Origin of the sequence: Streptomyces sp. NPDC005281 (genome assembly GCF_040607495.1) — a bacterium.
In the GTDB taxonomy this organism is placed as follows: domain Bacteria; phylum Actinomycetota; class Actinomycetes; order Streptomycetales; family Streptomycetaceae; genus Streptomyces.
In genome coordinates this window covers 97,108-120,398 of the sequence record NZ_JBEXGX010000025.1, presented here as the reverse complement: position 1 = coordinate 120,398, position 23,291 = coordinate 97,108, and the positions used below count along the sequence as shown (strand labels likewise).

The following is a 23,291-nucleotide window of genomic DNA, read 5'->3' as shown; positions in this document are numbered from 1 at the left end:
CGGAATACGCCCGCGGGTCACCCTCGTCCGCCGTGCCAGCGGACCGCGGCGGCTCCGGCGAAGTCGCCGGCGTGGGCGAATCCACCCAGCACCACCAGGTCACCCTCCTTCACCCGACCCGTGCCGATCGCGTGGTCCAGGGTGACCGGGATCGCGGCTCCGAAGAGGTTCCCGTACTGCTCGAAGGTGTTCAGATGCCGTTCGGCGGGCAGTTGCAGCGCCTCCCGCCAGTTGCGCAGGAAGGTGCGGTTCGGCTGATTGGTGACGAGGACGTCGATGTCGCCGGTCGCCACGCCGAGCCGTCGGCACAGGTCCGTGATCACCTCCGGGACCAGCCGGTTACCGCGTGCCAGAACCTTGGCGATGCTCGCGTCGGTGAACCCGATCCGCAGCTGGGACTCGCCCGGCTCCCAGTACTTGCGACCGTCGTCGACCGCCAACGTCATGTCCCCCGCGTGATCCCCGATGTGGCGGGTCTCCACGTCGAGGACCGGGGTGCCGGCCGACGTCGTCACCCATCCCACACCGCAGCCGTCTCCCGGGATCGCGGCCTGCGCGAGCCGCCGCACCTCGGACTGGGTGAACCACTGGCCCGCCGCGCTCTGCGCGTTGCAGATCAGCGCTGTCCTCGCGTCGGTGGTGGTGAGGATCTGCCGGGCCAGCTTCAACATGTACACGAAGGAGGCGCAGCCCGCGTTGGCCACATCCACGAGCCACTCCGGATTCAGGCCCAGCCGTCGTGCCACTTCGGTTCCGGCGCCGACGAACGGCAGATCCGGCAGCTGACTGTGCACCAGCAGGACGTCGACATTCCGGATCTCGTCCCTGCCGTGCCGTTCGATCAGGGGCTGGACGGCGCGCTCGATCATGTCCGTATTGGTCTCGTCCGGGGCGACGTGATGCCGTGACGGCGGGACTTTGAACATGGGGTGGCCGCGGAGCTTGTCCTCCGCCCCCGGGTATTCGGTGTAGAACTCCGCGGGGACCGGATCGCCCGGAAGGTAGCTCGCGACATCGGTGAGGCTGACCGTGGTCACTGTGCCACCGCCGTCGTGGGCGCCACACCGACAGGCTGGCCGTTGCGGTGACGATGTTCCAGGATCGCCTTGAGGTTGTTCATCTCCACGGTGTGCCCGGCGTAGAACAGATCCCAGTAGTCGCCCACCCAGGGCCGGTCGGGGCGGGGCGCCAGGCCGGGGTGCGGGTTCGTGTCGTAGTAGGGATGACGGCAGTTGGTCCAGGTGATCACCGATCCCGGTCTGTCCAGCACCAGTTGAGCGGGCACGACACGCATCAGGTAGATCATCCACAGCTTGTCGCCCTGGTCCCAGGAGCAGTGGTAATCCACGGTCATGGCCTCGGAGTTGGCGACCACCTTGCAGTAGATCCTGGTGTCGTCCTCGAGGCGGTCGCGGCCGACCCAGAGCCCTGGCGTGTCCGAGGGAGTGAAGTCCCGCAGGCTGCACGTCCATTCTTCCAGGTGGTGCCCCTGGCGGAGGTAGTCGTAGGTCAGCTCCGGCGGGCAGTCCACGTACTCCTGGATGGTGCAGTATTTCCCGTAGACCTGATGGTGCGGGTAGACGGCGTGCGTGAGTTCCACGCAGTGGGCGGTCAACTCGTCCTTGCCCGGATTCTCGATCCGCATCAGACCGGGGATGTCAGCCGGCATGGACGACTCGTCGCTCATCTGAATTCTCCTTGCTGTCGGCGAAGGGCTGGAAAGGGAGGAACGGGGGGATCTCCTTCGGGTCGCAGTCCAGCGCCACGAACGCCGGGCCGCCGCCCGTGTTGCCGCGCAGCAACGCCTCGCGCAACTGCTCCGCGCTCTCGGCGCCGGTGACGTCGAGGGACGGGAAGGCTGCGGCCACCCCGGCGGCGATGTCGGTCCGGCCGAAGAGGTCGTCACCGCGAACGCCGCCTTGGAGGAACTCCTCGCGCAGCGCGCACATGGCGTGGGCGTTGTTGTTGAAGATGACGAAGGTGACGGGTGCGGAGTGCTCCACGGCGGTGTGGACTTCGGCCCCGTGCATGAAGAATGCCCCGTCGCCCGCGAGTACGTACGTACGTCGGCCGGTGGCGAGCGCCGCGCCGATGCCGGCACCGAAGGTGTAGCCCATGCCTCCCATGCCGAGCGCCACGACGAAACGGCCATGGCGCGGTGCCGGGAGGAGGTGGACGGCGCTGGCACCCGTGTTGCCGGCGTCCACGAAGACGTGCGCGTCCTCGGGCAGTGCCGCCTCCACCGCGGCGAGGGCCTGGGGGAAGGGGACGGTCCGTCCATGGGCGGCCGGGGAGTCAGGGCCCGCCATGGGTGCGGGCCGGGGGCCGGAGTGCCGCGGGCAGGCGCGCGGGCCCGACCCGAGCCGGCCGGACACCGCCCGGAGCGCGTCCCGCAGCTCCCCGCCCAGTGCCGTACCCGCCACGAACGGCGCTTCGGAGTCGAGGCATACGACGTCGGTGGTGGCCAGGGCCTGTTCCAGCCCGCCGCGTGCCAGGAGCGGCAGCCGGGTGCCGACCAGCAGGCACACGTCGGCCCGCCGCAGACAGTGTTCGACGTTGGCGTGGCCCATCACCCCGGCCACGCCCGCGAATCGGGGATCGCGGTTGTCGAAGACGTCCTTCGCGTCCGGGGTGACCGCGACCCATGCCCCGAGGTTCCGGGCCAGGTCGGACAGTTCCGCCCGCGCGTCCGCCGCGGCGACGCCCTCACCCGCGATCACGAGGACCGTGTTCGCGCCGCGAAGGATGTCCAACACCTTGGCGAGAACGGCGCTGTCGAGCCCTGTCGGCGATACCGTCGGCGTGAGCGTCTGGGCCGCCGGGGCGACCGGCGCCGGAACGTGGTCGGGCAACCGGATCCGTGCCTGTTGCACGTCCTTGGGCAGGAGCAGCACCGCCGGTCCGCGCGGCTCGGACCGCGCCGCCGCCATCGCCCGGGGAAGCAGCTCCACGAGCGATTCCGCGTCCTCAACCCGGGCGCAGAAGCGGGAGATCGGGGTGAAGACGGCGCCCGCGTCGAAGGAGTCGCCCTTGCCGCTGGTGTCCTGGAACGCCCCCTGGCCCTCCTGCGCGGTCGGCGGCTGGCCCACCAGGGCGAGGAGCGGCACCCGGGAGGCGTACGCCTCGGCGAGGCCCGGTACCAGGTTCATCGCGCCCCCGCCCGAGGTGGCGGCGACAACCCCCAGGCGCCCGGTGGTTCGGGCGTATCCGTCGGCCATAGTGACGGCCGAGAACTCATGCTTGGCGACCACGCCCTGAACGGTTCCGCCGCGGTGCACGGCGTCGTACAGGTCCTCGATGTTCGCTCCGCCGACCCCGAACACATGGGTGACTCCGGCTTCGGCGAGCTCGCCGGCCAGATAGTCGGCCATACGTACCGTCCCGGCCTCGGATAAGTCCACCGCGGTGGTCATACGGGGCTCCCGTCCCTGTCGTGGCGCCGGTCGACGAGGCCGGACGGCGTGATGCACTGAAAGCGGTGCCGGTATTCCTTCGGGGTGAGTCCCAGGGTTCGCCCGAAGGAGCGGAAGAAGGTCTCGGGGGCGCCGAATCCACAGCGCCCCGCTATTTGACCGATCGGGAGATCGGTCGTCTCAAGGAGCTCGCGGGCGCGGGCGATCCGGGTGCGCTGGACGTACTGGCCGGGAGTCGTGCCCACTTCGCGGCGGAAGACCCGGGAGAAGTTGCGTGGGCTCATGTTGGCCTGCTGGGCCATCTCGGCCACGGGCAACGGGTTGTGGAGGTTCTCCAGAATCCACTCCTGCGCCGTGCGGATCGGCGGGTTGTCGGCCAACTGGGCGTCCAGCATGGCGCTGAACTGGGACTGGCCTCCGTGCCGCTTGAGGAACAGCACCAGGAACCGTGCCGTCTCCAGGGCGAGCGCCGCTCCGTGGTCGGCCTCCACCAGGGCCAGCGCCATGTCGATCCCGGTCGACACGCCCGCGGAGGTGACGAAGGGGCCGTCCCAGACGAAGATCGGCTCGGCGTCCACCGTCACGGCCGGATACCGGCAGGCCATCGTCTCGCTGTACGCCCAGTGCGTGGTGGCACGTCTGCCGTCCAGCAGGCCCGCCTCGGCGAGCAGAAAGGATCCGCCACAGACAGAGGCGACCCTGCGCGACCGGGACGCCGCCGTGCGGATCCACGAGACCAGCGCCTGATCGTGAAGCGCCTCGCCGACACTCCATCCCCCTGGTACGAGAAGGGTGTCGACGGGACCTTGGCCCGCTTCCAACGGCAGCGCGCCCACACTCACACCTGAACTCGTGCGCACCAGTGGCGCGTCGGCCGAGACCAGGTCGATCCGATAGGGGTCGGACTCCGGATCGAGGAGCCGGTTGGCGATGTCGAACACTTCAATCGGTCCGGTGATGTCCAGCGCCATGGCACCGGCGTACACGACCACAACAACACGTCGCTCTGACACGGTCACAGCCTGTATCGGATCTCGGACCGACCGCAATGACAGATCACTGACGCATCCGGCCAACAGGCTTTCACTCGAGGGGAGTTACGGGCCGCTGGCCAGGCGGTTCACCCATGACCGGCGACCACGACAGGTGAGGCAACTCACACAGGGCGTGATAGTTGAAGTGCTGACTGATTGTCATGTGTCGTGCGCGGGGCGGGTCTTCGACCAACACTTTTAGGACACATGAGCCCTACTCCGGCAAGGGAACCTCGGGCATCGATCTCTCCTGACCGTGGGCCGTCGCGGAGCCTTGACTGCATTGGTCCGGTCCAATAGCGTCGCCTCCGCACAGAAATCCACATGGCTCAACACCCACCAGCCGCCACCTGTACTGATGATGCATCCGAGGGTCAAGGGACGGGAGCCCGGCCGCCCTCTGTGGACCCGCTGTCCACGACAGCCCACGTGCCGGTCCTGGCTCTGTTCGCCGTGATCTCGATCCGCAAGGCCGCGTGCGCCGCTCAACGCTGGTGGAGATCACCGGAGTCGGCGTGGCGGACAGACACGATCACGCCTTTTCTTCGGAGGTCGGATACATGCAATTATCCTCTGCACGGCCACGGCGCGGTGGGTGGAAGAGAGCACTGACCCTGATACCCGTCGCCCTGATGACGGTGGTGGCCACCGTCACCACGACGCTGAACGCCGAGGCGGCGGTGCCCCCGACGCCGTCGGGCTTCACGCTCACGTGGAGCGACGACTTCAACGGCGCGTCCGGCACCGGCATCGACCAGAGCCTGTGGAAGTACGACACCGGGCCGGGCAGCAACTTCGGCACCGGTGAGATCGAGACGATGACCAACAGCACCTCGAACGTCTACTACGACGGTCAGGGTCATCTGGTGCTCCAGGCTCTGCACTCGGGTTCCGACGCGCGCAGCGGATGGACCTCCGGGCGCGTGGAGACCCAGTCGGCGGGCTTCGGCGCCCCGGCCGGCGGCGTCGTACGCATCGAGTCCGTCCTCCAGCAGCCCAACGTCACCACCGCCAACGGCGCGGGCTACTGGCCGGCGTTCTGGATGCTCGGCGCGCCGCTGCGCGACGGTGTGACCTGGCCGAAGTCCGGCGAGATCGACATCATGGAGGACATCAACGGCCGCAGCTCCGATTTCAGCACCCTCCACTGCGGAGTGAACCCGGGCGGGCCGTGCAACGAGTCGACCGGCATCGGCTCGGGTGAACGCGCCTGTGCGGGCTGCCAGACCGGTTTCCACGACTACGCGGCGGAGATCGACCGCTCGGTGTCGCCGGAGCAGATCAGGTTCTATCTCGACGGGAACAACTTCTTCACCGTCAACGCCAACCAGGTGGACGCGACGACCTGGGCCGACGCGGTCGACCACCCCTTCTTCATCATCTACGACCTGGCGATCGGCGGCGGTTTCCCTGACGCCTTCGGTGGCGGTCCGAACGCCTCCACGGTCTCCGGCGGCAAGCTGGTCGTCGACTCGGTGGCCGTCTACAACAAGGGAGCCGGCTCCGGGGGTGGCGGCGGCGGTTCGTCGACCGGCCAGACGATCACCGGACCGGGCGGCAAGTGTGTCGACGTGGCGGGTGACGACACCGGCGGCGACGGCACCGCGGTGCAGCTGTGGGACTGCCAGTCGGCGGCCAAGGACCAGCACTGGACGTGGAGCGGCCAGACCCTGACGACCCTCGGCAAGTGCCTGGACATCGCCGGCGGCAACAGTGCCGGGGGTACGAAGTTGCAGCTCGCCACGTGCAACAGCGGCGGCTACCAGAACTGGGTGCGGCAGACCGACGGCTCGCTGCGGAACCCGACCAGCGGCCGGTGCATCGACTCGCCGTCGGGCGCCACCGCGAACGGAACCCGCCTCCAGATCTGGGACTGCAACAGCTCCGGCGCCCAGAACTTCGCCATAGGAACCCCGGTCTACGGACCGGGCGGGAAGTGCGTGGACGTGGCGGGTGACGACACCGGCACCGACGGCACCGCGATCCAGCTGTGGGACTGCCAGCAGGCGACCTCACTCGACCAGAAGTGGACCTGGAACGGCCAGACCCTGCGCACGCTGGGCAAGTGCCTGGACATCGCGGGCGGTGTCAACGCGGCCGGCACAAAGCTCCAGCTGGCCACCTGCAACGGCGGCGGCTACCAGAACTGGGTCGCCAACGCCGACGGCACGATGTCCAACCCCACCACCGGTCGGTGCATCGACTCGCCTTCGGGTGCCACCGCGAACGGAACCCGCCTCCAGATCTGGGACTGCAACACCTCCGGCGCCCAGAAGTTCGCCCTGGCATGAGCGGATGGCAGAAATTCCGCGCATGAGTGGCTCCGGACCCCACGTGGGCTGAGGCCGGACACGTCGAAGGGCCGCACCCCAGCGGTGCGGCCCTTCGACGTTTCGCCCTAGCTTCGTCGAGTGAGCCTCAGGGCCCGTCGGCCGAACCTCAGGACCCGTCGGCGGGGCCGAGGATATTGACGGCGCCGGTGGTGGCGGTGGCGGTGGCGGTGGCGGTGGGGGACCGGTACACCCGTTACCAACTGTGCTGGATCAGGGCTGCGTTTCGGCTTGGTGTGCAGCACCGTGATGTTCGTGACGGGAAGCGACGCGGGCGAGACGTCGCTCTACACGATCCCGGTGGTCGGAGGCACGGAGATCTTCCAGGCCCGCTTCACAAGGTTCGGCTCGGTTCGGAACACAGTAGCGAATCCGGCGGGGACCCTGAATGCATTGCCAGGGCCGGTCTGCCTGGGACGGGGACCGACAGCACCTGCCCCTCCGAGCTCGGCCGGTAGGTCCGGATGGGCGGTGATCACGTCGTCCGCGGTGTGTGCCAGTGCCTGGTAGACGGTGAGCAGTGCGTGGACCTCTTACTCGATGCCGGGGACGGTTCGTGAACGCAGTACCCGTCCGTCGAGGATGGTCGACTTCAACGAAAATTAGCAGGTCCCTGTCTGCCACCTGCGGTGATACAGCGCGAGCAGCTCATGGGCAGGGTGGCGCTCGGGGTCCAGGAGACTGGTCATCAGCCGCCACAGCTCGCTGCGGCGGGTGCCGTCGGCCAGGACGACGGTCATCCGGGCTTCGATGATCCGCACCTCGAGCCGTCCGTAACCGCGGCCCGCCCGGTATCTTCCCGCGCTGATGGTGGTCAGGTAGGAGCCGTCTGGCAGGAGGCGGCGCACGGTGGGACGCCGCTTGCGGGTCGAGTGCAGCAGGAAGGAAGCGCCGGTGCCGGTCACCGTCAGGAGGAAGTCGAAGGCGTCGTAGTAGGCGTCAGCCAGCAGCACCATCGAGGCGTCCAGGCGGTCCAGGAGGCGGCATGCATAGCGGAGCTCGCCGGTGGTGTCCGGGCCGAAGGCCGCGCCGAGCAGGGCGCGGGTGCCGCACTCGACCAGTGCCACCAGGCGCAGGAGGGGGTAGCCGAACTCCTTCACGGGCCAGATATGTCTGGGGAAGTGCCAGGTCACCGCCTCCTCGTCGGGGACACTCAGAGTGGTGCCGTCCACCGCGACCACCCGCAGGCCGCAGTAGAAGGCACTGGACTGTGCCCGGCCGGCCACCGGCCCGGCGAGGATCTCGAACAGACGGCACAGCGGGGCGCTGCCCAGTCGGCGGCGGGCACGCGACAGGGAGGAGGCGCACGGCCGGGCCACCGTGATCCCGTACAGCCCGCTCCGAGCTTGTCCCACACCGCTCGGTATGAGGAGCGTTCGAAGAAGGCAAGCGCGAGCACGAAGTAGACCACCACCCGTGCCGGCAGCAGCCGAACGCGCCGCTCACGCGAACCCGTCTCCTCCAGCACCGCGTCGACCAGCCTTGGGTCGATGACCTGCGTCAACTCGCCCAAGTGGCCGGGTGCGTATACATCGTGAGCTGACGCCATGGGCGGCACGGTGGCAGAATGCCTCGACAACGGGACCTCCGGCACGACGATCTCTGGGCTCGACACCACAGGGATCTACCAGGAGTCCCGTCCTCTCGTTCACGCACTTGACAAAGCGCCAGACCGGTCTAATGCAACGGTGTTGCACCACAGGGGACATGACCAGGAACAGGGCTGCGAGCCGCTTCTCGTGAAGTCGCGTTCGCGAAATGGCTCGGGAAGGACACTGGCACCGATCAGGGCGCACCTTCGGCAGCGTGGATCGTTGCCGAAGGTGCGTTGTCAGCGGGTCGGCCAGGCTCCCGAGCCGTGTTTGCAGACGGAGGGCGGGAATTGTCATCTGCCCATCGAACAGGGTGCGCTCATCTGTCGGCCCCGCAACGACGGTACGGTGTACGGCAGTCGATCGCTTGTTCTGCGATCACTGACCCACGAGGGGTTCCATGAGGCACCGCCGCCCGCGGCATCGTCAAAAAGTGATCGCCAGAGCGGTCAGCACGGCCAGTGCGATCGCAGTCGCCTTGGGTGCCGGGATGACGCCGGCGATGGCCGCCGGGACGACACACGGCGATCCCACGCTCACCAAAGCCTCGCCCGACGTGAAGGCGCCCTGGGCGCCCGAGAACGACGAGATGGCAGGACAGTACAAGGCCGTCCGCTCTGCGACCGTCTCGCCAAAAACACCGGGCTCATCCGCGCTCAAGCTCAGCCTTCCCGCGCCGACCGGACGCCACAGCGTGGGCATGGTCGGCCTGCACCTGGTCGACAAGTCGCGTATGGACCCGTATGTACCCGGCAAGCATCGCGAGCTGATGGTTTCGCTCTGGTACCCGACCTCCTCTCCCTCCGGGCACTATCAGGCGCCGTGGATGCCCTCGCTGTCCGGTGCCGCCTTTCTCGCCTCGCGCGGCCTGACGCCGCAGCAGGTGACCCTGCCGACAACCGCGGGCCACGTCCTCGCCCCCGTGGACACCACGCTCGGCAAGCTGCCCGTCCTGCTGTACTCGACCGGGCTGCACTCGGACCGCGCGATGGGCACCGCGCTCGTCCAGGACCTCGCCAGCCGCGGCTACCTCGTCGTCACCGTCGATCACACTTACGACGCCAACGAGGTGCAGTTCCCGGGGAACCGGGTCGAGCGCAATGCCATGCCGCCAGGCTCGCACTCCTCCGACACGCTCAAGGTGCGCGCAGCCGACATCCGGTTCGTCATCGACAAGCTCGGCACGCTCAGCACCGGCGGCAACCCTGACTACGGTCACGCCACGCTCCCCAACGGTCTGACGAAGAACGTGGACATGTCCCGTATCGGCATGTTCGGCTGGTCGCTGGGCGGTGGGGCGGTCGACACCGCCATGCAGCTCGACAAACGCATAGCCGCTGGCGCCAACCTGGACGGACAGTTCTTCGGCACGGCGCCGAGCAAGGACCTGGACCGTCCCTTCATGCTGTTCAGTTCCGGCACCCACAACCGAAACACCGACAGCTCGTGGCGCACCCTGTGGTCGCACCTCAAGGGCTACCGGGTCGACATCCAGCTCCACGGCGCGGCGCACCTGTCGTTCAGTGACAACGAGTGGATGGTGCAGCAGGAGGCGGGTCTGCTCGGGCTCTCCCAGAGCCAGCTCCAGCAGCAGTACGGCACGATCGACCCGAACCGTGCGATCGCGATCCAGCGCGTCTACCTCGCCGCCTTCTTCGACCAGGAATTGCGTAAGAAGCACAGCACCCTGCTCGACGGACCTGACCAGAAGTACTCGGAGATCTCCTTCGTCCGCTGACTGGGCGTTCCCAGGGCGGGCTCCGTTGTGCGGGGTCCGCCCTTTCGTGCGACACCGCATTCGCACGACTGAGGTACGGATATGTGATGGGGATGTGATCACGTCACACTAGAGTGACAGTTCACCCTGTCGAACCTTTGCGCTAGGCGCCCGTTGAGAGAGGAACCGCTGTCCTGCCCACCGAGTCCCGGGCGCCGCGCCGACACAGAGTCCGCCGCCGCGCCGACATGCCGCTGCTGGGCGGTGTTCGCCCGCCGATCGTCCTGCTCCTCCTGCTGCTTCTCGTGGTCGCCGCCCTGACCGTCACCGGCCTCGGCGACGTCCATTCCGAGCATGTGCCGGTGGCCATGCTGAACTCGGAGCAGCAGATCGCTTCGGACACCGCGCTGTCGGTGCGTATCGCGATCGATGCCGAGGCGAGCACGGTACGCCGTACGGCCGACTCCTACACAGCGACGAGCACATCGACACCCGCGAGCACGCTCAAGGCGCTGATTGCCGCGAACAAGGCGGACCTCGGCAGCGCTCTGCTCGACGCGCACACCGGCAAACTGCTGGCGTCCGGTGGCGGGTCGGTGGCGCTGGCCGGGGTGGAGGCCGCCAGGAGGACGTCCGGGCAGGGCCCGATCACGCCCCGGCTGGTGACCTCGGACGGGACGCGGCGGTTGCTGTACTTCGCCAGGGTCACGCTGCCCGCGCAGCAGGTGGACGCCAACCAGGATCAGAACCAGGTCCCGACCGGGGCCGAGCGGCAGTGGCTGCTGGTGGTTTCCGAGGCGCTCCCCACCCTCACGACGTTCGGCGACGGGCGCATCGCCAAGGTGCTGAACGCGAGCGGCAAGGCGCTCGTCACCACGTCCCACGGGGCGGCGTCACCGACCGCGGCCGACAGTGGTCTGCCCGAGTCCGCGTCCCGCGCGGTGAGCGCGTCGGGACGAGACGCCGACGCCTCCGGAAGCCTGCTGGGGGCGGCCACGAGTTCCCGGCCCACGGTGGCAGGTTGGGCCCAGGTCGCCTCGACGACCGGGCCGGGCGACACCGACGGCCTCGGCCTGGTGGTGCTCACCTCCCATGCCGTGCCTGCCACGACCGCCGACACCGACTACTCGGGCTTCGCGCTCGAGGCCGCCGGGGCGCTCGCCGGTATCGCGCTGCTGCTCGGGCTGGCGCTGCAATTCCTCGTGCAGCGCCCGCTACTGCGGCTGTACCTGTCCGCCGGCCGCCTGGCCCGGGGCGCGACAGAGGACGGGTCGGCCGAGGCGGCGGAGCTCGCCCGTCCCGTCCCGGTTCACTGCTTCGGGGAACTCGCCCGGATCGGACGGGCGTTGGAGTCGCTGCGGCAACAACTGCTCGGCGAGAGCGCCCCGCAGGGGTTCCCGGCCCGCCGCGGACCTGGCTACCGGGCGCTGGCCGGGCTCGGCCTGGTGCTGGTGGCCGGCTGGGCGCTGCCGATGATCTTCGTGCTGAACCGGGCGGACGCGGCCTCGGTTCCGGCGCCGGTCATCGCCAACCAGCAGGCGCGCGCCGAGCTCGCGGCGAACCGTGTCCGGCAGTCGCTCGACCAGTCGTACGTCGAGCTGAGTGACGTGGCCGCGAGCCTGCCGGGCAAGAGCCGGGCCGCCCAGACCGAGGATCTGCGACACGCTCTCGCCAAACACAAGCAGTACCGCTCGCTCTACCTCCTGGACCGCTCCGGTGCCATCACCCTCCGGGTCGGGGACACCCCGCTGCGCACCCTCGTCCACGTGCCCGACGGCGGCGGGGTCACCACCGTCAACACCTCGGGCCGGATACCTGCCATCGCCTCCTACGCGCAGGTTCGGCCGGTCAACGGCGAAGCCCCGGCGGACGGGGTGGTCCTCTTCGGCGAGGTCGACGTGAACACGCTCAACTCCACCCTGGCCAGACCCAACCTGGGCAGCGTCTGGGTGACGGACGCCGACTGCAAGGTGCTGGCGGCGAGCGTGGGCTACCGCGCCTTCCAGGAACTGCCCGACCCCGGCCTGACCCGCCTCGCCCGCGCCGCCCAGAGCGCCCCCGGCACCGCGGGCACGGCCACCTCGAAGGTGCTCTCCTCGTCCTCCGGGCCCTCGGTCGACGCCGCCGCGCCGCTGGCGCAGAACGGCCCGACAGCACACCTCGGCTGGCGCGTGGTGACCGCGGAGCCCGCGGCGGCACTCCAGCTCCCCGCGACACAGGCCCAGCAGCGCACGATGCTCGTCGGAATCCTGGGCCTCGCGTTCGGCGCGGCCTGCCTGGGCTGGCTGTACGTCGTGGTGATCCGGCCGCTGCGAGCGGTCGCTGTGCTCGGCGAGAAGCTCGCGGGCGGAGACCGCCGTACCGTGCTGCACCCTGTCAACCACGACGAGATCGGCTCGGTCACCCGCAGCCTGGAGCTGATTCGCCAGGCTTTGGCGGAACGCAGCCGGGCGGCCAGAACCGAACCGACCGACGACCCTTTCGGGTCGTGGCGCGTGAACACACTGCAGCAGCGGTAGGAGAAAGGATTCAGCGTGCTCTTCCTATATGTCATAGTCCTGCTGTGCTGCGCCGCGCTGTGGGTCGCCGGAATCGTGGAGCAGAGGCGGCACTTCGACTCGCTGAACCAGATACCGACGCGGGTACTGGTCAACGGCATCCGCGGCAAGAGCTCGATCACCCGGCTGTGCGCGGGCGCGCTGCGCGGCGGCGGCCTGGTCACGGTGGCCAAGACCACCGGTACCGCGGCCCGGTTCATTCACCCGGACGCCACCGAGGAACCGATCTACCGCAAGTTCGGGCTGTCCAACATCGTCGAGCAGATCGGCATCGTACGGCGAGCGGCGACCTACCGCCCGCACGCGCTGGTGATCGAGTGCATGGCGGTGATGCCTGCGCTGCAGGAGATCAACCAGGAGAAGCTGATCCGCTCCACCATCGGCGTCCTGTGCAACGTCCGTGAGGACCACCTGGAGGAGATGGGGCCGACGTTGGACGACGTGGCCCGCTCGCTCTCCCGCTCGATGCCGGTCGGCGGGGTGTGTGTGACGGCGGAGAAGGACCGTCTGCACGTCCTCCAGGACGAGGCCGACAAGCGGAACTGCCGCCTGGTCTCCGTCGATCCGGAGTCGGTGAGCGACGCCGAACTTCGCGGCTTCAGCTGGTTCACCTTCAAGGAGAACGTGGCGATCGCGCTCGCGGTAGCCGAACTGCTCGGCGTGGAACGGCAGACCGCGTTGCAGGGCATGTGGGACGCGCCCCCCGACCCGGGCGTGCTGTCCGTGGAGCGCTACGTCACGCCCGAGGGCAAGCGGCTGCGCTTCGCCAACATCTTCGCGGCCAACGACCCCGAGTCGACGCTGATGAACGTCAAGCAGCTGCAGGATCTGGGCGCGATCGGGCAGCCGCTCAACGTGATCATCAACTGCCGCCCGGACCGGGTGGAGCGCAACGGCCAGATGGGCACGATCATCCCTGACCTCGCTCCGGAGGCCGTCTTCCTGATCGGCCATCCGACCAAGAGCGCCCGCGACGCCATTCCGGCCGGCTTCACCGGGCGGGTGGTGGATCTCGGCGGCGACCGCCGCGACCCCGAGGAACTCACCGCGGCGATCCTCGCGGAACTCGGCCTCGCTTCCTCGCTGGTCGCGATCGGCAACATCCATGGACAGGGCGAACTGTTCCTGGAATGCCTCGCCGAACTGCCGCTGGACGACTCCGAGGACGAGCTCGCTTCCGCGCCCCTCGGCGACGGTCTGGACCAGGAGACGATGCAGATCGCGCTGCCCCGGCAGATGGCGCTGTCCCGGCCTCCCGCCCCCGAGCCGTACAGCTGGGTGGCACCGCTGGAGACACCGACGTACGCATTCCACGTCCCGGGGCAGCGCGAGCTCGCCCGCCGATTCGCCGCCCGCCACGACCGGCCGGGCGGCGAGCGATCCCAGGACGACCTGCAGCACTCCTACGATCCCCACCAGTCTCCGAGGAACCGTTAGTGATCCCCGCCAACCTCACCGCACAGACCGCCGCGCTCGGGATCGCCCTCGGGCTGGTCTTCTCGCTCGTCTGCTACCTGACCACCAACCTCTCGCCCGGGGGGATGATCACCCCCGGCTGGATCGCCCTCACGCTCGTCACCGACGTGCAGCTGGCGGCGCTGATGGTCGGTGTCTCCGCGCTGACCTACTTCATGACCAAGCTGCTGCAGCGCACGGTGATCCTCTACGGCAAGCGGCTGTTCGCCGCCGTGGTGCTGTGCGCGGTGCTCATGCAGACCACCGTGATGCTCGCTCTCAGCCACGAGTTCCCGCTGCTGTACACGTCACAGACGCTCGGCTTCATCGTCCCCGGCCTGGTCTCCTACCAGATGGTGCGCCAGCCGCTGGGGGCCACGCTCATCTCGACCACGGCCGTGACGCTGGCCACGTACGTGGTCCTGGTCGTCGGACTGCTGATCGGCGCCCTGCCCACCGCCTGACCCGTCCACCGTCCTGCACCCCACACTCTCAAGGAGCACCGGCCATGCACTCTGAACCCGTCGGCAGGCGCAACCGCCCGACCCGCCGTGCCGTGCTCGGGACGGTTGCGGGCGTGGCGACCGCCGGGGCGGCAGGCGCTTACGCCTGGAACCGCCACGGACACGGCAGCGGCAACGGCAACAACGGCGGTGTGAGCGACCGGCCCGGGCGCCGTACCTTCGAGCGGCTGTCCGACCCCGGCCGCACCGTCGTCCGCGGCCCCGACGGCGACACGCTCGCCACCTTCACCGACGATGCCCGTACCGCCGTGCTCGCCGGACCCAGCCGCAGCTTCAGCGAACCGCGGACCACCGCCGCCACAGTGACCACGAACGCCTGGGTGCGGGTGCTGCCGCACGCGTGGCAGCAGGGCATGGAGAAGTCCGCCTGGTTCAAGGGCTGGTTCGACAAGGCGCTCGCCGACACCGGACCGGACGCCTTCGCGGTGGCGTTCGAGTACAGCAGCGCCGGGGCGCCCGACAAGCACAACAGCGCCGGCGTCCGCTACGCGGGCACCGCGCACTTCGGCCCGCGCAACCAGCGAGTCAGGAACCCCCTGGACTTCGCCTACTACGACGAGCAGTCCGACTTCTACGACTTCCTGGGCATCCCCTGGACCTTCTCGGACGGGACGCGCGCGCAGCCGGAGCGGGCCCGCTACGGCGACGTCGACTGCTCCGGCTTCCAGCGCCTGGTATGGGGCTACCGCATGGGCCTGCCCCTGCACAACACCAACACCAAGGGCGCCGGCCTGCCGCGCCGCGCTTTCGCCATCGCCGCCTACGGTCCCGGCCGCATGGTGATCCCCCACACCGACAGACAGCCCACCGAACTGGGCGTCCTGCAGCCCGGGGACCTCGTCTTCTTCGCCATAATCAAGAACCGGCCGAACTTCATCGACCACTGCGGCATGTACATGGGCCTCGACGACCAGGGCCGGCACCGCTTCTACTCCAGTCGCTCCGCTGCCAACGGCCCGACCCTGGGCGACCTGTCGGGCCACTCGCTGTTGGACGGCACCGACTTCTACGCCCGCGGGTTCAGGGCGGCCCGGCGCCTGTGAACCCGCCGCCGCACCCGTCCGCTGATCCGAGGACCACTGCCATGGCCACCATCCCCGCCGCCCAGCCGACCAGAGCGCGCCGACGTCGACGGGCGAACAACCCTCGCTCCGGCCCACCGGAAGCCCTCCAGCGCTGGGAGCGCCCAGCGCTTGCCGCAGTGCTGGTCACGGCTCTGGGGCTGTACTCCTGGGGCATCGGGCACGCCGCGCTCCACCCCTTCTACAGCGCGGCGACACGGTCGATGGCCGGCAGCTGGCGCGCCTTCCTCTACGGCGGGCTCGACGTCAGCGGTTCGATCACCGTCGACAAGCTCCCCGGCGCGTTCTGGCCCGAGGCCGCCTCCGTCTGGCTCTTCGGCCCGCACACGTGGGCGGCCGCGCTGCCGCAGGTCGTCGAGGGCGTGCTCACCGTGTGGCTGCTGCACCGGATCGTACGGGTCTGGGCCGGGCCTTTCGCCGCGCTGATCGCCGCGCTGGCGCTCACTCTCACCCCGGTCACCGTGGTCCTCACCCGAGCCACCATCCCGGACACCGCGCTCACTCTGCTGCTGGTGGCGGCCGCCGGAGCACTGCAGAAAGCGGTGCGCACCGAGCGGCTGCTGCCGCTGATCACCTGCGGGGTCTGGGTCGGGCTCGCTTTCCAGGCCAAGATGCTGCAGGCGTGGCTGGTGCTGCCGGTCTTCGCCCTGGTCTATCAACTCGCGGCACCTGGAACGCCGTTGAAAAGGGCCCTGCGGTCGTTGTCGGCCGGTGCGGTCGCCCTGGCGGTCTCCTGTTCCTGGGTGCTGCTCGCCTGGGCGACACCCGCCGCCGACCGCCCGTACCTCGACGGAACGTCCAACAACAGTGCGTTCGCCATGGTCTTCGGCTACAACGGCCTGAGCCGCTTCAGCAGCGACGCCACCGCATTCGGTGCCGTCGCGGGAACCGCCGCCAGCCGCACGAGCGGCAACACCGGCTGGACGATGCTGATCAACCACACGGTCGGCCCCCAGGTCGCCTGGTTCCTGCCGCTCGCCGTCGTCGCCGCGGTGCTGGGCGTCGTCTGGCGCTCCGGGCAACCGCGGACCGACCCGCTGCGCGCGGGATTTGTGCTCTGGGGCGGCTGGCTGGTCGTGCACGCGCTGGTGTTCAGCGTTTCCAACGGCAATCACGCCTACTACACCGCTGTCATCGCCCCACCACTCGCCGCGCTGGCCGGCGGCGGCCTCGAGCTCTTCCGCTCGGAGTACGAGGCGGGTGGTCAGCGGCGCGTGGCGCTGCCGGCCGCCATCGCGCTGACGACGCTCTGGGCTCTGGTGCTCGACTGGCCCACCCGCTTCCTCTCCTGGCTGCTGCCGCTCGCCGTGATGCTCGCGATATGCGGCGCGGTGGGCCTGTGGATCCGCGGGCCCCGCACCTCCCCGCGACTGGTCCACAGCGCCCTCGCCGCCGGGATCGCGGCCATGCTGGTCGTCCCGGCCGGCTGGGCCTTCTCCTGCCTCGACCCGCTGTACGCGGGCGCCTCCACCTCGCCGACGGCCGGTCCGGTCGGCCTCGCTTACGACGCCGCCCTCCAGAACTACCGAGCCGTCGCCAGGGTGGGGCTCGACCAGCCGGGCAACCGTGACACCGCCCTTCTCCGCTACCTCACTGCGCGCCGCCACGGCGAGAAATACCTGCTCGCCACCCAGGCCGCCTACGCCGCCGAGCCCCTGTTGCGCGCGAAATCCGAGCCCATGCTCGTCATGGGCGGCTTCACCGGCCTTACCCCCTACCCGACCGCCCGGCAGTTCGGCACGCTCGTCACCACCCACCAGCTGCGCTACGCGCTGCTCACCACGAAGCGTCCCACCACCGCCACCACCACCTGGGTGAAGTCCCACTGCACCCGCGTCCGGCCCGCCACTTACGGCCGCCGCACCGGCGGCACTCTTTCCCTCTATGACTGCAACCCGAAGGGGTGAAGGGGCGCCTCCGGAACCCGGGGATCACGGCCAACGGCTGAGTGTCGGCAACCCGGCTGAAAGAACTCTGCTCGTGCCGCCGCCCGAAGCCTGCCGACAAGACCGGACCACCACGCTGAACAGCGACGCGAAACACCGCACGATCGACTCGCTGTCAGCGCCCGGGGGCGTGTCAGTGGGAGCCTCCCCCAAGGCCGGGTAGTTAGCGTTTTCGCTGGTCACGCAAGCCCGTTGAGGGATTCCCGGCATGGAGCAACGGAGCTCGTTGGTACAGGCAGTCGTCCAAGACAGCTTGTTCCCGAGGAGCTCCGTTGCCGTTTCATCCTGTCCTGTCGGCCCCGGTGGTGGCCATCACCCGTACGGTCACCATGGCGGCGGGCCGGCCCGGCCGACGACACCGGGGGGGGGCGATTCGGTCCGTTCCGGACGGTGTCGTTCGACGGGTGCAGTTCGCAAAAGGTCGCCGACTCCGAGCGGAACCGGGTCTGGCTGGGGCGGACGTCTCACCACGGCTATCCGACCGTGGAGTTGATGACGCTGGTCGAGACCGGGACCAGGGCGCTTATCGGCGCGGTGTTCGGGCCACCAGCAGGCGGCGAGACCAGTTACACCTCACAGCTGCTGCATCTGCTGCGGCCGGACATGCTGGTCCTGTGAGACAAAGGCATTGATGGCAACGGCTTCCTTGCCGCCGTGAACGCGACCGGCACCCAGGTGCTGGGCCGGCTCCGGGCCAACCGCCGCACCCCGGTCCTGACGCGCCTTGGCGACGGCTCGTACCTGTCGGTGATCGGTACGGAGAGAGTCCGTGTCATCGACGCGGTGATCACGGTGGCCTGCGCGGACGGGACCGTCTTCACAGGCTCCTACCGGCTGGTCACTACCCTGACCGACGCCCGCCGCTACCCGGCAGCCACGCTGGCAGCTCTCTACCACCAGCGGTGGAACACGAATCGGCGTAGTACGCACTCCGCCACACGATCATGAACGGCTGCATCCTGCGGTCGGGCGACCCGACTGGCGTCGAGCAGGAGATGTGGGCCCTGCTCACTCTCTACCAGACCCTGCGGACCGTGATGGTCGAGGCCGCGGAGTCGCTGCCGGGCACCGATCCGGACCGCTCCTGCTTCACCGTCGCCCTCCAGACCGCCCGTGACCAGGTCGTCCAGGCCGCCGCCGTCATCACCGACCCTGCCGACGCCGGTCGCCTCGGACTGATCAGGCACCGGATCCTGACCCGCCTCCTCCCGCCCCGGCGCCAGCGGGTCAGCGCCCGCAAGGTCAAGTCACCGATGTCCCGCTACAGCACACGCCACGAGGACGGCAGGCCCGACATCAGCCGCACCATCACCGGTCTCGACATCAACGTCCTCGAGCCTGCGGAATCCCGCCCTCAGCTGCCCGCCGTCTCCCGCGACGACCGGCACACAGCCCTCGCTCACATGGTCTTCACCTTCGACTGATCGTTACGGCATGGGATGGTGCCGTCAGTCGCTCCGCCAGGGGGCTTGCTGGACCGAGCCTTCTTCTAGCGGCTGCGGCGGCGGCCCTTGGTGCGGCGGGGGTAGGGGAAGAGCCGCGGGCGGCGTTTGGCGGCTACGTCCTCGATCCAGCCGAAGAGCAGGATCGCCAGGCAGATCAGCGGTACGGCGAGCACCAGCGGTGTCCACTGGCTCGCCAGCAGCCACTGCGCGTGGTCGTAGAAGAACGTGTTGTTCCACAGCGGATCGATCAGTGGCTCGGTCAGCACCAGCGCGAAGGAGTGCCACAGATAGACGGTGACCGCGCGGGAGTTGAGCAGGCTGATCACGCCGTTGAACCGCTCCAGCGGCTTGGGCCACTGTTCCCAGGACGGACTCAGGTGGAGCAGCAGCAGCACCGCTCCGAACGACCAGATCGCCTGTGCGACCGGCACCGCTTCAAGGTCGTGCCCGATCCGGGGGTTGTCCACCGGCGACCGCAACAGCCACCACAGGCCGAACATGAGCACCAGGGGCGCGATGGACGGGACGATGTACTGCGGGATCTTGCGGAGCAGACCCTCCTGGTGGGCCATGCCGAGCAGCCAGCAGGAGCCGAAGGTGGCGAAGTCGGTGACGGCTTCCATCAGCCGGCCGGACTGGTCGACCAGCCCGGAGTTGATGAAGAACGCGAGCGCGAGCGGCACCAGCAGAGTGACCCAGGGCAGCTTCCGCATCGCCTTGAGCAGGAGCGGCGACAGCAGGACGTACCAGAGGTAGGCGCGCAGGTACCACAGTGGCACACAGATCTGTTCGGCCCAGGAACTCGGCAGGTGCCCGCCGAAGGTGTGCAGCGTGGCACCGAACGGCGGCTCGCTGAACGGCAGGACCCAGTAGGCCAGATCGGCCCACCACCAGTTGGGGTGGTGGTGCACGTCGGGCCGCCATCCCTCCAGCAGCATCAGCGGAACCACGACCGCGCCGAACAGCCACATCGGCGGCAGCAGGCGGCGCAGCCGGCCGCGGATCACGCTCAGCGCAGGCCGGTTGAGGGACCGCGCCATCAGCGACCCGGCCAGCGCGAACATGACACCCATGGAGGGGAAGACGATCGGCAGCCAGGTCCAGCTGAAGTTGTGGTAGATGACCACGCGGATCAGGGCGAGCGCCCTCAGCAGGTCGAGGTAGCGGTCACGGCCGGGCTTCGGCGCGGGCGCGGCTTCCTCGGGTTGCGGGGCACGCGGCGTGGGAATCAGGGCGGTGTCCGTCACCCGCAGGGCGACGGTGTCGGAGAAGTCCCGGGCGCCGTAGGCACCTCTTTCAGCGGTACTCATGAAGACGTCGCCCCCGTTGTCACGTCAAGTCCTACCTCACCCGTGCGCCGCAGCTTCTGCCAGCGCAGCCGTCCCCCGGTCAGGGCGGTGATGGCGGACTGAAGCAGCACCATGTACATGAGCACCCGGTAGACCACCTGCTGGGCGGGCAGCGTGATCAGATGCCACGCCTTCTCCTTGTCCAGGCGGAACGACCACCAGGCGCAGACGGCCTGAAGGGCCATCACCGTGAACCAGGCGGCCAGGGTCTTGTACGCGTCGACGAAGACCACTCCGTAGACCATGCCGATGTCGATGGCGGGCGCGAGCATCGGGGTGACCACCATGAACAGGGCGACGAACGGCAGACCCACCCGGCCGAAGTGGCCGGCCGGGCCACGCTCCAGCACCGAGTGCCGGTGCTTCCACATCGCCTGCATGGTGCCGTAGCTCCAGCGGTACCGCTGTGACCACAGTTGCTTCATGGTCGCGGGCGCCTCGGTCCAGGCGCGGGCGTCCTCGGCGTAGACGACCTTCCAGCCGGCCCGGTGCAGGGCCATGGTCACGTCGGTGTCCTCGGCGAGCGTGTCGTCGCTCATTCCGCCCGCCTCATCGAGCGCCGTACGGCGGAAGGCGCCAATGGCTCCGGGGATGGTCGGCATGCAGTTGAGCACGTCGTACATCCGGCGGTCGAGGTTGAAGCCCATCACGTACTCGATGTGCTGCCAGGCGCCGATCAGCGTGTCGCGGTTGCCGACCTTGGCGTTGCCGGCCACCGCGCCGACGCGCGGGTCGGCGAAGGGCTGGACCAGCTCGCGGACGGTGGACGGTTCGAAGACGGTGTCGCCGTCCATCATGACGATCAGGTCGTACGAGGCGGCGGCCACACCGGTGTTGAGGGCGGTGGGCTTGCCGCTGTTCGGCTGCCGGATCAGCCGGACGTTCGGCAGGTCGAGTTCTTCCACGATGGCGGACGTGTCGTCGGTCGACCCGTCGTCGACCACGATCACCTCGATGGGATGGTCGCTCGTGGCCAGGGAGAGCAGGGTGTTGGTGATGCACTCCTGCTCGTTGTACGCGGGCACCACCACGGTGACCGGTTCGGTGATCGGGACGCCCCAGGAGAAGCCCCGCTTGCGGGTGCGCCGCACATGGACGGCCGAGAGCACGAGCATCAGCACGAACCGCGCCATGACCAGCACACCGACGACCGCGAGGAGGCCGACCAGCCACGGCAGCAGCCACACCGAGAAGGTGGTGCACCACAGGAACGCCTTGCCGACCCACAGGCTGTAGGTGCCGACCTTGGTGTTGGCGGAGCCGGTGCCGAGGGCCTCGCCGGTCGTCTTGAAGTCGTAGCCCTGAGCCTTGAGCTTGTCGATGATGACCGGGAGCGCGGCCAGCGTCTGCGCCCGGTTTCCGCCCGCGTCGTGCAGCAGGATCATCTCGCCCTGGCCGGGGAGGTCGGGCATGGCTGCCTTGACGATGGCGTCGACGCCGGGGCGCTTCCAGTCGTCGGTGTCCTTGTTGATGAAGGCGGTCAGATACCCCTCCGACCCGGCCTGTTTGGTCACGGGCCACGACCAGTCGTCCAGCGCGTCCACGGTGGAGGAGTAGGGCGGCCGGAACAGGCTGGAGTGGATGCCGGCGACACCGGCCAGCGCGAGCTGGGTCTCGCCCAGTTCCCAGGTCAGCCGGGTGCCGGAGTGCAGCGCGAGGTCGGGGTGGGTGAAGGTGTGCAGACCGATCTCATGGCCGCTTGCCACGATCTGACGGATCAGCGCCGGGTTGCGGGCGACCATCGAGCCGGTGACGAAGAAGTCGGCGCGGACGTTCTTCTCCTTCAGCACCTCGAGGATCTTCGGCGTCCACTGGGGGGACGGTCCGTCGTCGAAGGAGAGGACGACCGTCTTGTCCGGGATCGTGTAGTTGACCGGCTTGCCGTTCTTGTCACCGCGGGCGTCGACGACCGGGCCGCCCTCCAGCACGCTGGTCGGGACGGTGCCCTTGTCCACCGAGACGGCGATGCGCTCGTCGTGGAAGACCTCGTTGTTGGCCATGCCCCGAAGCACCATCAGAGCCAGCAGGGTCGCCAGTACGGTCACCGGCAGAAAGAAGCGCAGGGGAGGTGCGGCGAGTCGGCGCGGACGCGCGATGGACTGCCGACGGCGTTGATTGCGGGAGCGGGACATGGACTTCCTGGTCGGTCGCGTCTGGACTACTGCGCGAGGGCAGGGGCAGTGGCGGTGGCGGAGCTTGACGCCGCTGTACCGGCCGTCGTCGTGGCGGTGACCGACGCGGTGGTGTCGGACGCGGAGCCCGACGTTCCCGTACCGGCCGCCGTCGTCGGGGTGACCGACGCGGTGGTACCGGACGTGGAGTTCGGCGTTCCCGTACCGGCCGCCGCCGTCGCGGTGGCGGACGCGGTGGCCGACGCGGTGGCGTCGGACGCGGGCGTCGTGGCGGTGGTGCCGTCCTGCGGGATGGCGACGCCCGGAGCCGCGGGCAGCGGCGCGTTCAGGTACTGGCTGGGCGGCGTGGTGTTCGCGGTGCCGGGGACGGTGAGCGCGGGCGCCTGCGACTGGGTTCCGACCAGTCCGGAGACCATCGCCACCACGCAGCCGGTGCAGGTGATGCCCACCATCCAGCCGAGACCGCGCAGACGGCGTCCGCGCAGACCGGTCTGGTCCACAAAGACGGGAGTTGGCTCGACCTCCGTGGAGGTACTGGTCATCGACGGCCCCGAGCCTTCCTTCAGCGCGCTTCTGCCGATTCGACGCCGCCGAAAGCAGTAAGTAATGCAGAAAATTGATTAATAAGGGAAGAAAAGGACATTGTCCGACCCGCCCCCGATCATGCCGCTAGATTAATATGCAGATTCTGTAAATGTCACGTGGGTCTCGTAG

The 23,291-nt window shown here is 69.0% G+C and carries 18 protein-coding genes and 1 pseudogene; 10 read left to right on the top strand and 9 right to left on the bottom strand.

Annotation, left to right across the window (positions count from 1 at the left end; genetic code table 11):
- Nucleotides 1-17: 17 nt before the first annotated feature.
- From ABZV42_RS30270 to ABZV42_RS30255, 4 genes are read right to left on the bottom strand one after another with little or no spacing between them, the layout of a single operon-like run.
- Nucleotides 18-1,037, bottom strand: a complete 1,020-nt coding sequence (locus ABZV42_RS30270) for a ketoacyl-ACP synthase III family protein (protein ID WP_356054562.1) — start codon at nt 1,035-1,037, stop codon at nt 18-20.
- Nucleotides 1,034-1,687 carry an SRPBCC family protein gene (locus ABZV42_RS30265; RefSeq protein ID WP_355984645.1) on the bottom strand — a complete coding sequence of 218 codons (654 nt, stop codon included), beginning with the start codon at nt 1,685-1,687 and terminating at the stop codon, nt 1,034-1,036. Before ABZV42_RS30265 ends, ABZV42_RS30270 begins: the two co-directional genes overlap by 4 nt.
- Nucleotides 1,659-3,413 carry a thiamine pyrophosphate-binding protein gene (locus ABZV42_RS30260; RefSeq protein WP_355984644.1) on the bottom strand — a complete coding sequence of 585 codons (1,755 nt, stop codon included), beginning with the start codon at nt 3,411-3,413 and terminating at the stop codon, nt 1,659-1,661. The genes ABZV42_RS30265 and ABZV42_RS30260 overlap by 29 nt, the downstream gene beginning before the upstream one ends.
- Nucleotides 3,410-4,426 carry a GlxA family transcriptional regulator gene (locus tag ABZV42_RS30255; RefSeq protein WP_355984643.1) on the bottom strand — a complete coding sequence of 339 codons (1,017 nt, stop codon included), beginning with the start codon at nt 4,424-4,426 and terminating at the stop codon, nt 3,410-3,412. The genes ABZV42_RS30260 and ABZV42_RS30255 overlap by 4 nt, the downstream gene beginning before the upstream one ends.
- A gap of 581 nt (nt 4,427-5,007) precedes the next feature.
- Here ABZV42_RS30255 and ABZV42_RS30250 point away from each other — a divergent pair.
- A complete protein-coding gene (locus ABZV42_RS30250) occupies nt 5,008-6,738 on the top strand; it encodes a ricin-type beta-trefoil lectin domain protein (RefSeq protein WP_355984642.1) in 1,731 nt (576 codons plus the stop codon).
- 641 nt (nt 6,739-7,379) lie between these two features.
- On the opposite strand, the gene ABZV42_RS30245 is transcribed toward ABZV42_RS30250, so the two are convergent.
- Both ABZV42_RS30245 and ABZV42_RS30240 read right to left on the bottom strand, forming a co-directional pair.
- Nucleotides 7,380-8,132, bottom strand: coding sequence for an IS4 family transposase (locus ABZV42_RS30245; protein ID WP_356054560.1), 753 nt, complete (start codon nt 8,130-8,132; stop codon nt 7,380-7,382).
- Between the two features lie 17 nt (nt 8,133-8,149).
- Nucleotides 8,150-8,326 (bottom strand): annotated as a pseudogene (locus tag ABZV42_RS30240) (transposase domain-containing protein); the annotation flags it as partial.
- A gap of 476 nt (nt 8,327-8,802) precedes the next feature.
- On the opposite strand from ABZV42_RS30240, the gene ABZV42_RS30235 reads away from it, so the two are divergent.
- The 9 genes from ABZV42_RS30235 to ABZV42_RS30195 all read left to right on the top strand — a co-directional run bounded on the left by ABZV42_RS30235 (nt 8,803) and on the right by ABZV42_RS30195 (nt 19,075).
- Nucleotides 8,803-10,107: a hydrolase gene (locus ABZV42_RS30235; protein WP_355984639.1), complete on the top strand. Its 1,305-nt coding sequence runs from the start codon at nt 8,803-8,805 to the stop codon at nt 10,105-10,107.
- Nucleotides 10,108-10,334: 227 nt separating this feature from the next.
- The gene (locus ABZV42_RS30230) at nt 10,335-12,605 is read left to right on the top strand and encodes a cache domain-containing protein (protein WP_355984638.1); all 2,271 of its coding nucleotides are present in this window, start codon (nt 10,335-10,337) and stop codon (nt 12,603-12,605) included.
- A 15-nt stretch (nt 12,606-12,620) separates the two neighbouring features.
- Nucleotides 12,621-14,081 (top strand): poly-gamma-glutamate synthase PgsB, encoded by a 1,461-nt coding sequence (pgsB, locus tag ABZV42_RS30225; RefSeq protein WP_356054558.1) that lies wholly within the window; start codon nt 12,621-12,623, stop codon nt 14,079-14,081.
- Nucleotides 14,081-14,563 (top strand): poly-gamma-glutamate biosynthesis protein PgsC/CapC, encoded by a 483-nt coding sequence (locus ABZV42_RS30220; protein ID WP_355984636.1) that lies wholly within the window; start codon nt 14,081-14,083, stop codon nt 14,561-14,563. The genes pgsB and ABZV42_RS30220 overlap by 1 nt, the downstream gene beginning before the upstream one ends.
- A gap of 44 nt (nt 14,564-14,607) precedes the next feature.
- Entirely contained in the window at nt 14,608-15,666 is a 1,059-nt protein-coding gene (locus ABZV42_RS30215; RefSeq protein ID WP_356054556.1) for a hypothetical protein, read from the top strand.
- A 41-nt stretch (nt 15,667-15,707) separates the two neighbouring features.
- A complete protein-coding gene (locus ABZV42_RS30210; RefSeq protein WP_356054554.1) occupies nt 15,708-17,612 on the top strand; it encodes a glycosyltransferase family 39 protein in 1,905 nt (634 codons plus the stop codon).
- 429 nt (nt 17,613-18,041) lie between these two features.
- Nucleotides 18,042-18,269: a hypothetical protein gene (locus ABZV42_RS30205; protein ID WP_356054552.1), complete on the top strand. Its 228-nt coding sequence runs from the start codon at nt 18,042-18,044 to the stop codon at nt 18,267-18,269.
- A 36-nt stretch (nt 18,270-18,305) separates the two neighbouring features.
- Entirely contained in the window at nt 18,306-18,599 is a 294-nt protein-coding gene (locus tag ABZV42_RS30200) for a hypothetical protein (protein WP_356054550.1), read from the top strand.
- A complete protein-coding gene (locus ABZV42_RS30195; protein ID WP_356054548.1) occupies nt 18,596-19,075 on the top strand; it encodes a hypothetical protein in 480 nt (159 codons plus the stop codon). The genes ABZV42_RS30200 and ABZV42_RS30195 overlap by 4 nt, the downstream gene beginning before the upstream one ends.
- Before the next feature lie 65 nt (nt 19,076-19,140).
- Here the strand turns inward: ABZV42_RS30195 and ABZV42_RS30190 are convergent, their stop codons facing one another.
- Genes ABZV42_RS30190 through ABZV42_RS30180 form a run of 3 tightly spaced genes read right to left on the bottom strand, consistent with a single transcriptional unit; the run spans nt 19,141 to nt 23,119 of the window.
- A complete protein-coding gene (locus tag ABZV42_RS30190; RefSeq protein WP_356054545.1) occupies nt 19,141-20,406 on the bottom strand; it encodes an acyltransferase in 1,266 nt (421 codons plus the stop codon).
- Nucleotides 20,403-22,577, bottom strand: a complete 2,175-nt coding sequence (locus ABZV42_RS30185; protein WP_355984629.1) for a bifunctional polysaccharide deacetylase/glycosyltransferase family 2 protein — start codon at nt 22,575-22,577, stop codon at nt 20,403-20,405. Before ABZV42_RS30185 ends, ABZV42_RS30190 begins: the two co-directional genes overlap by 4 nt.
- A 26-nt stretch (nt 22,578-22,603) precedes the next feature.
- A complete protein-coding gene (locus ABZV42_RS30180; RefSeq protein WP_356054543.1) occupies nt 22,604-23,119 on the bottom strand; it encodes a hypothetical protein in 516 nt (171 codons plus the stop codon).
- Nucleotides 23,120-23,291: the final 172 nt, after the last annotated feature.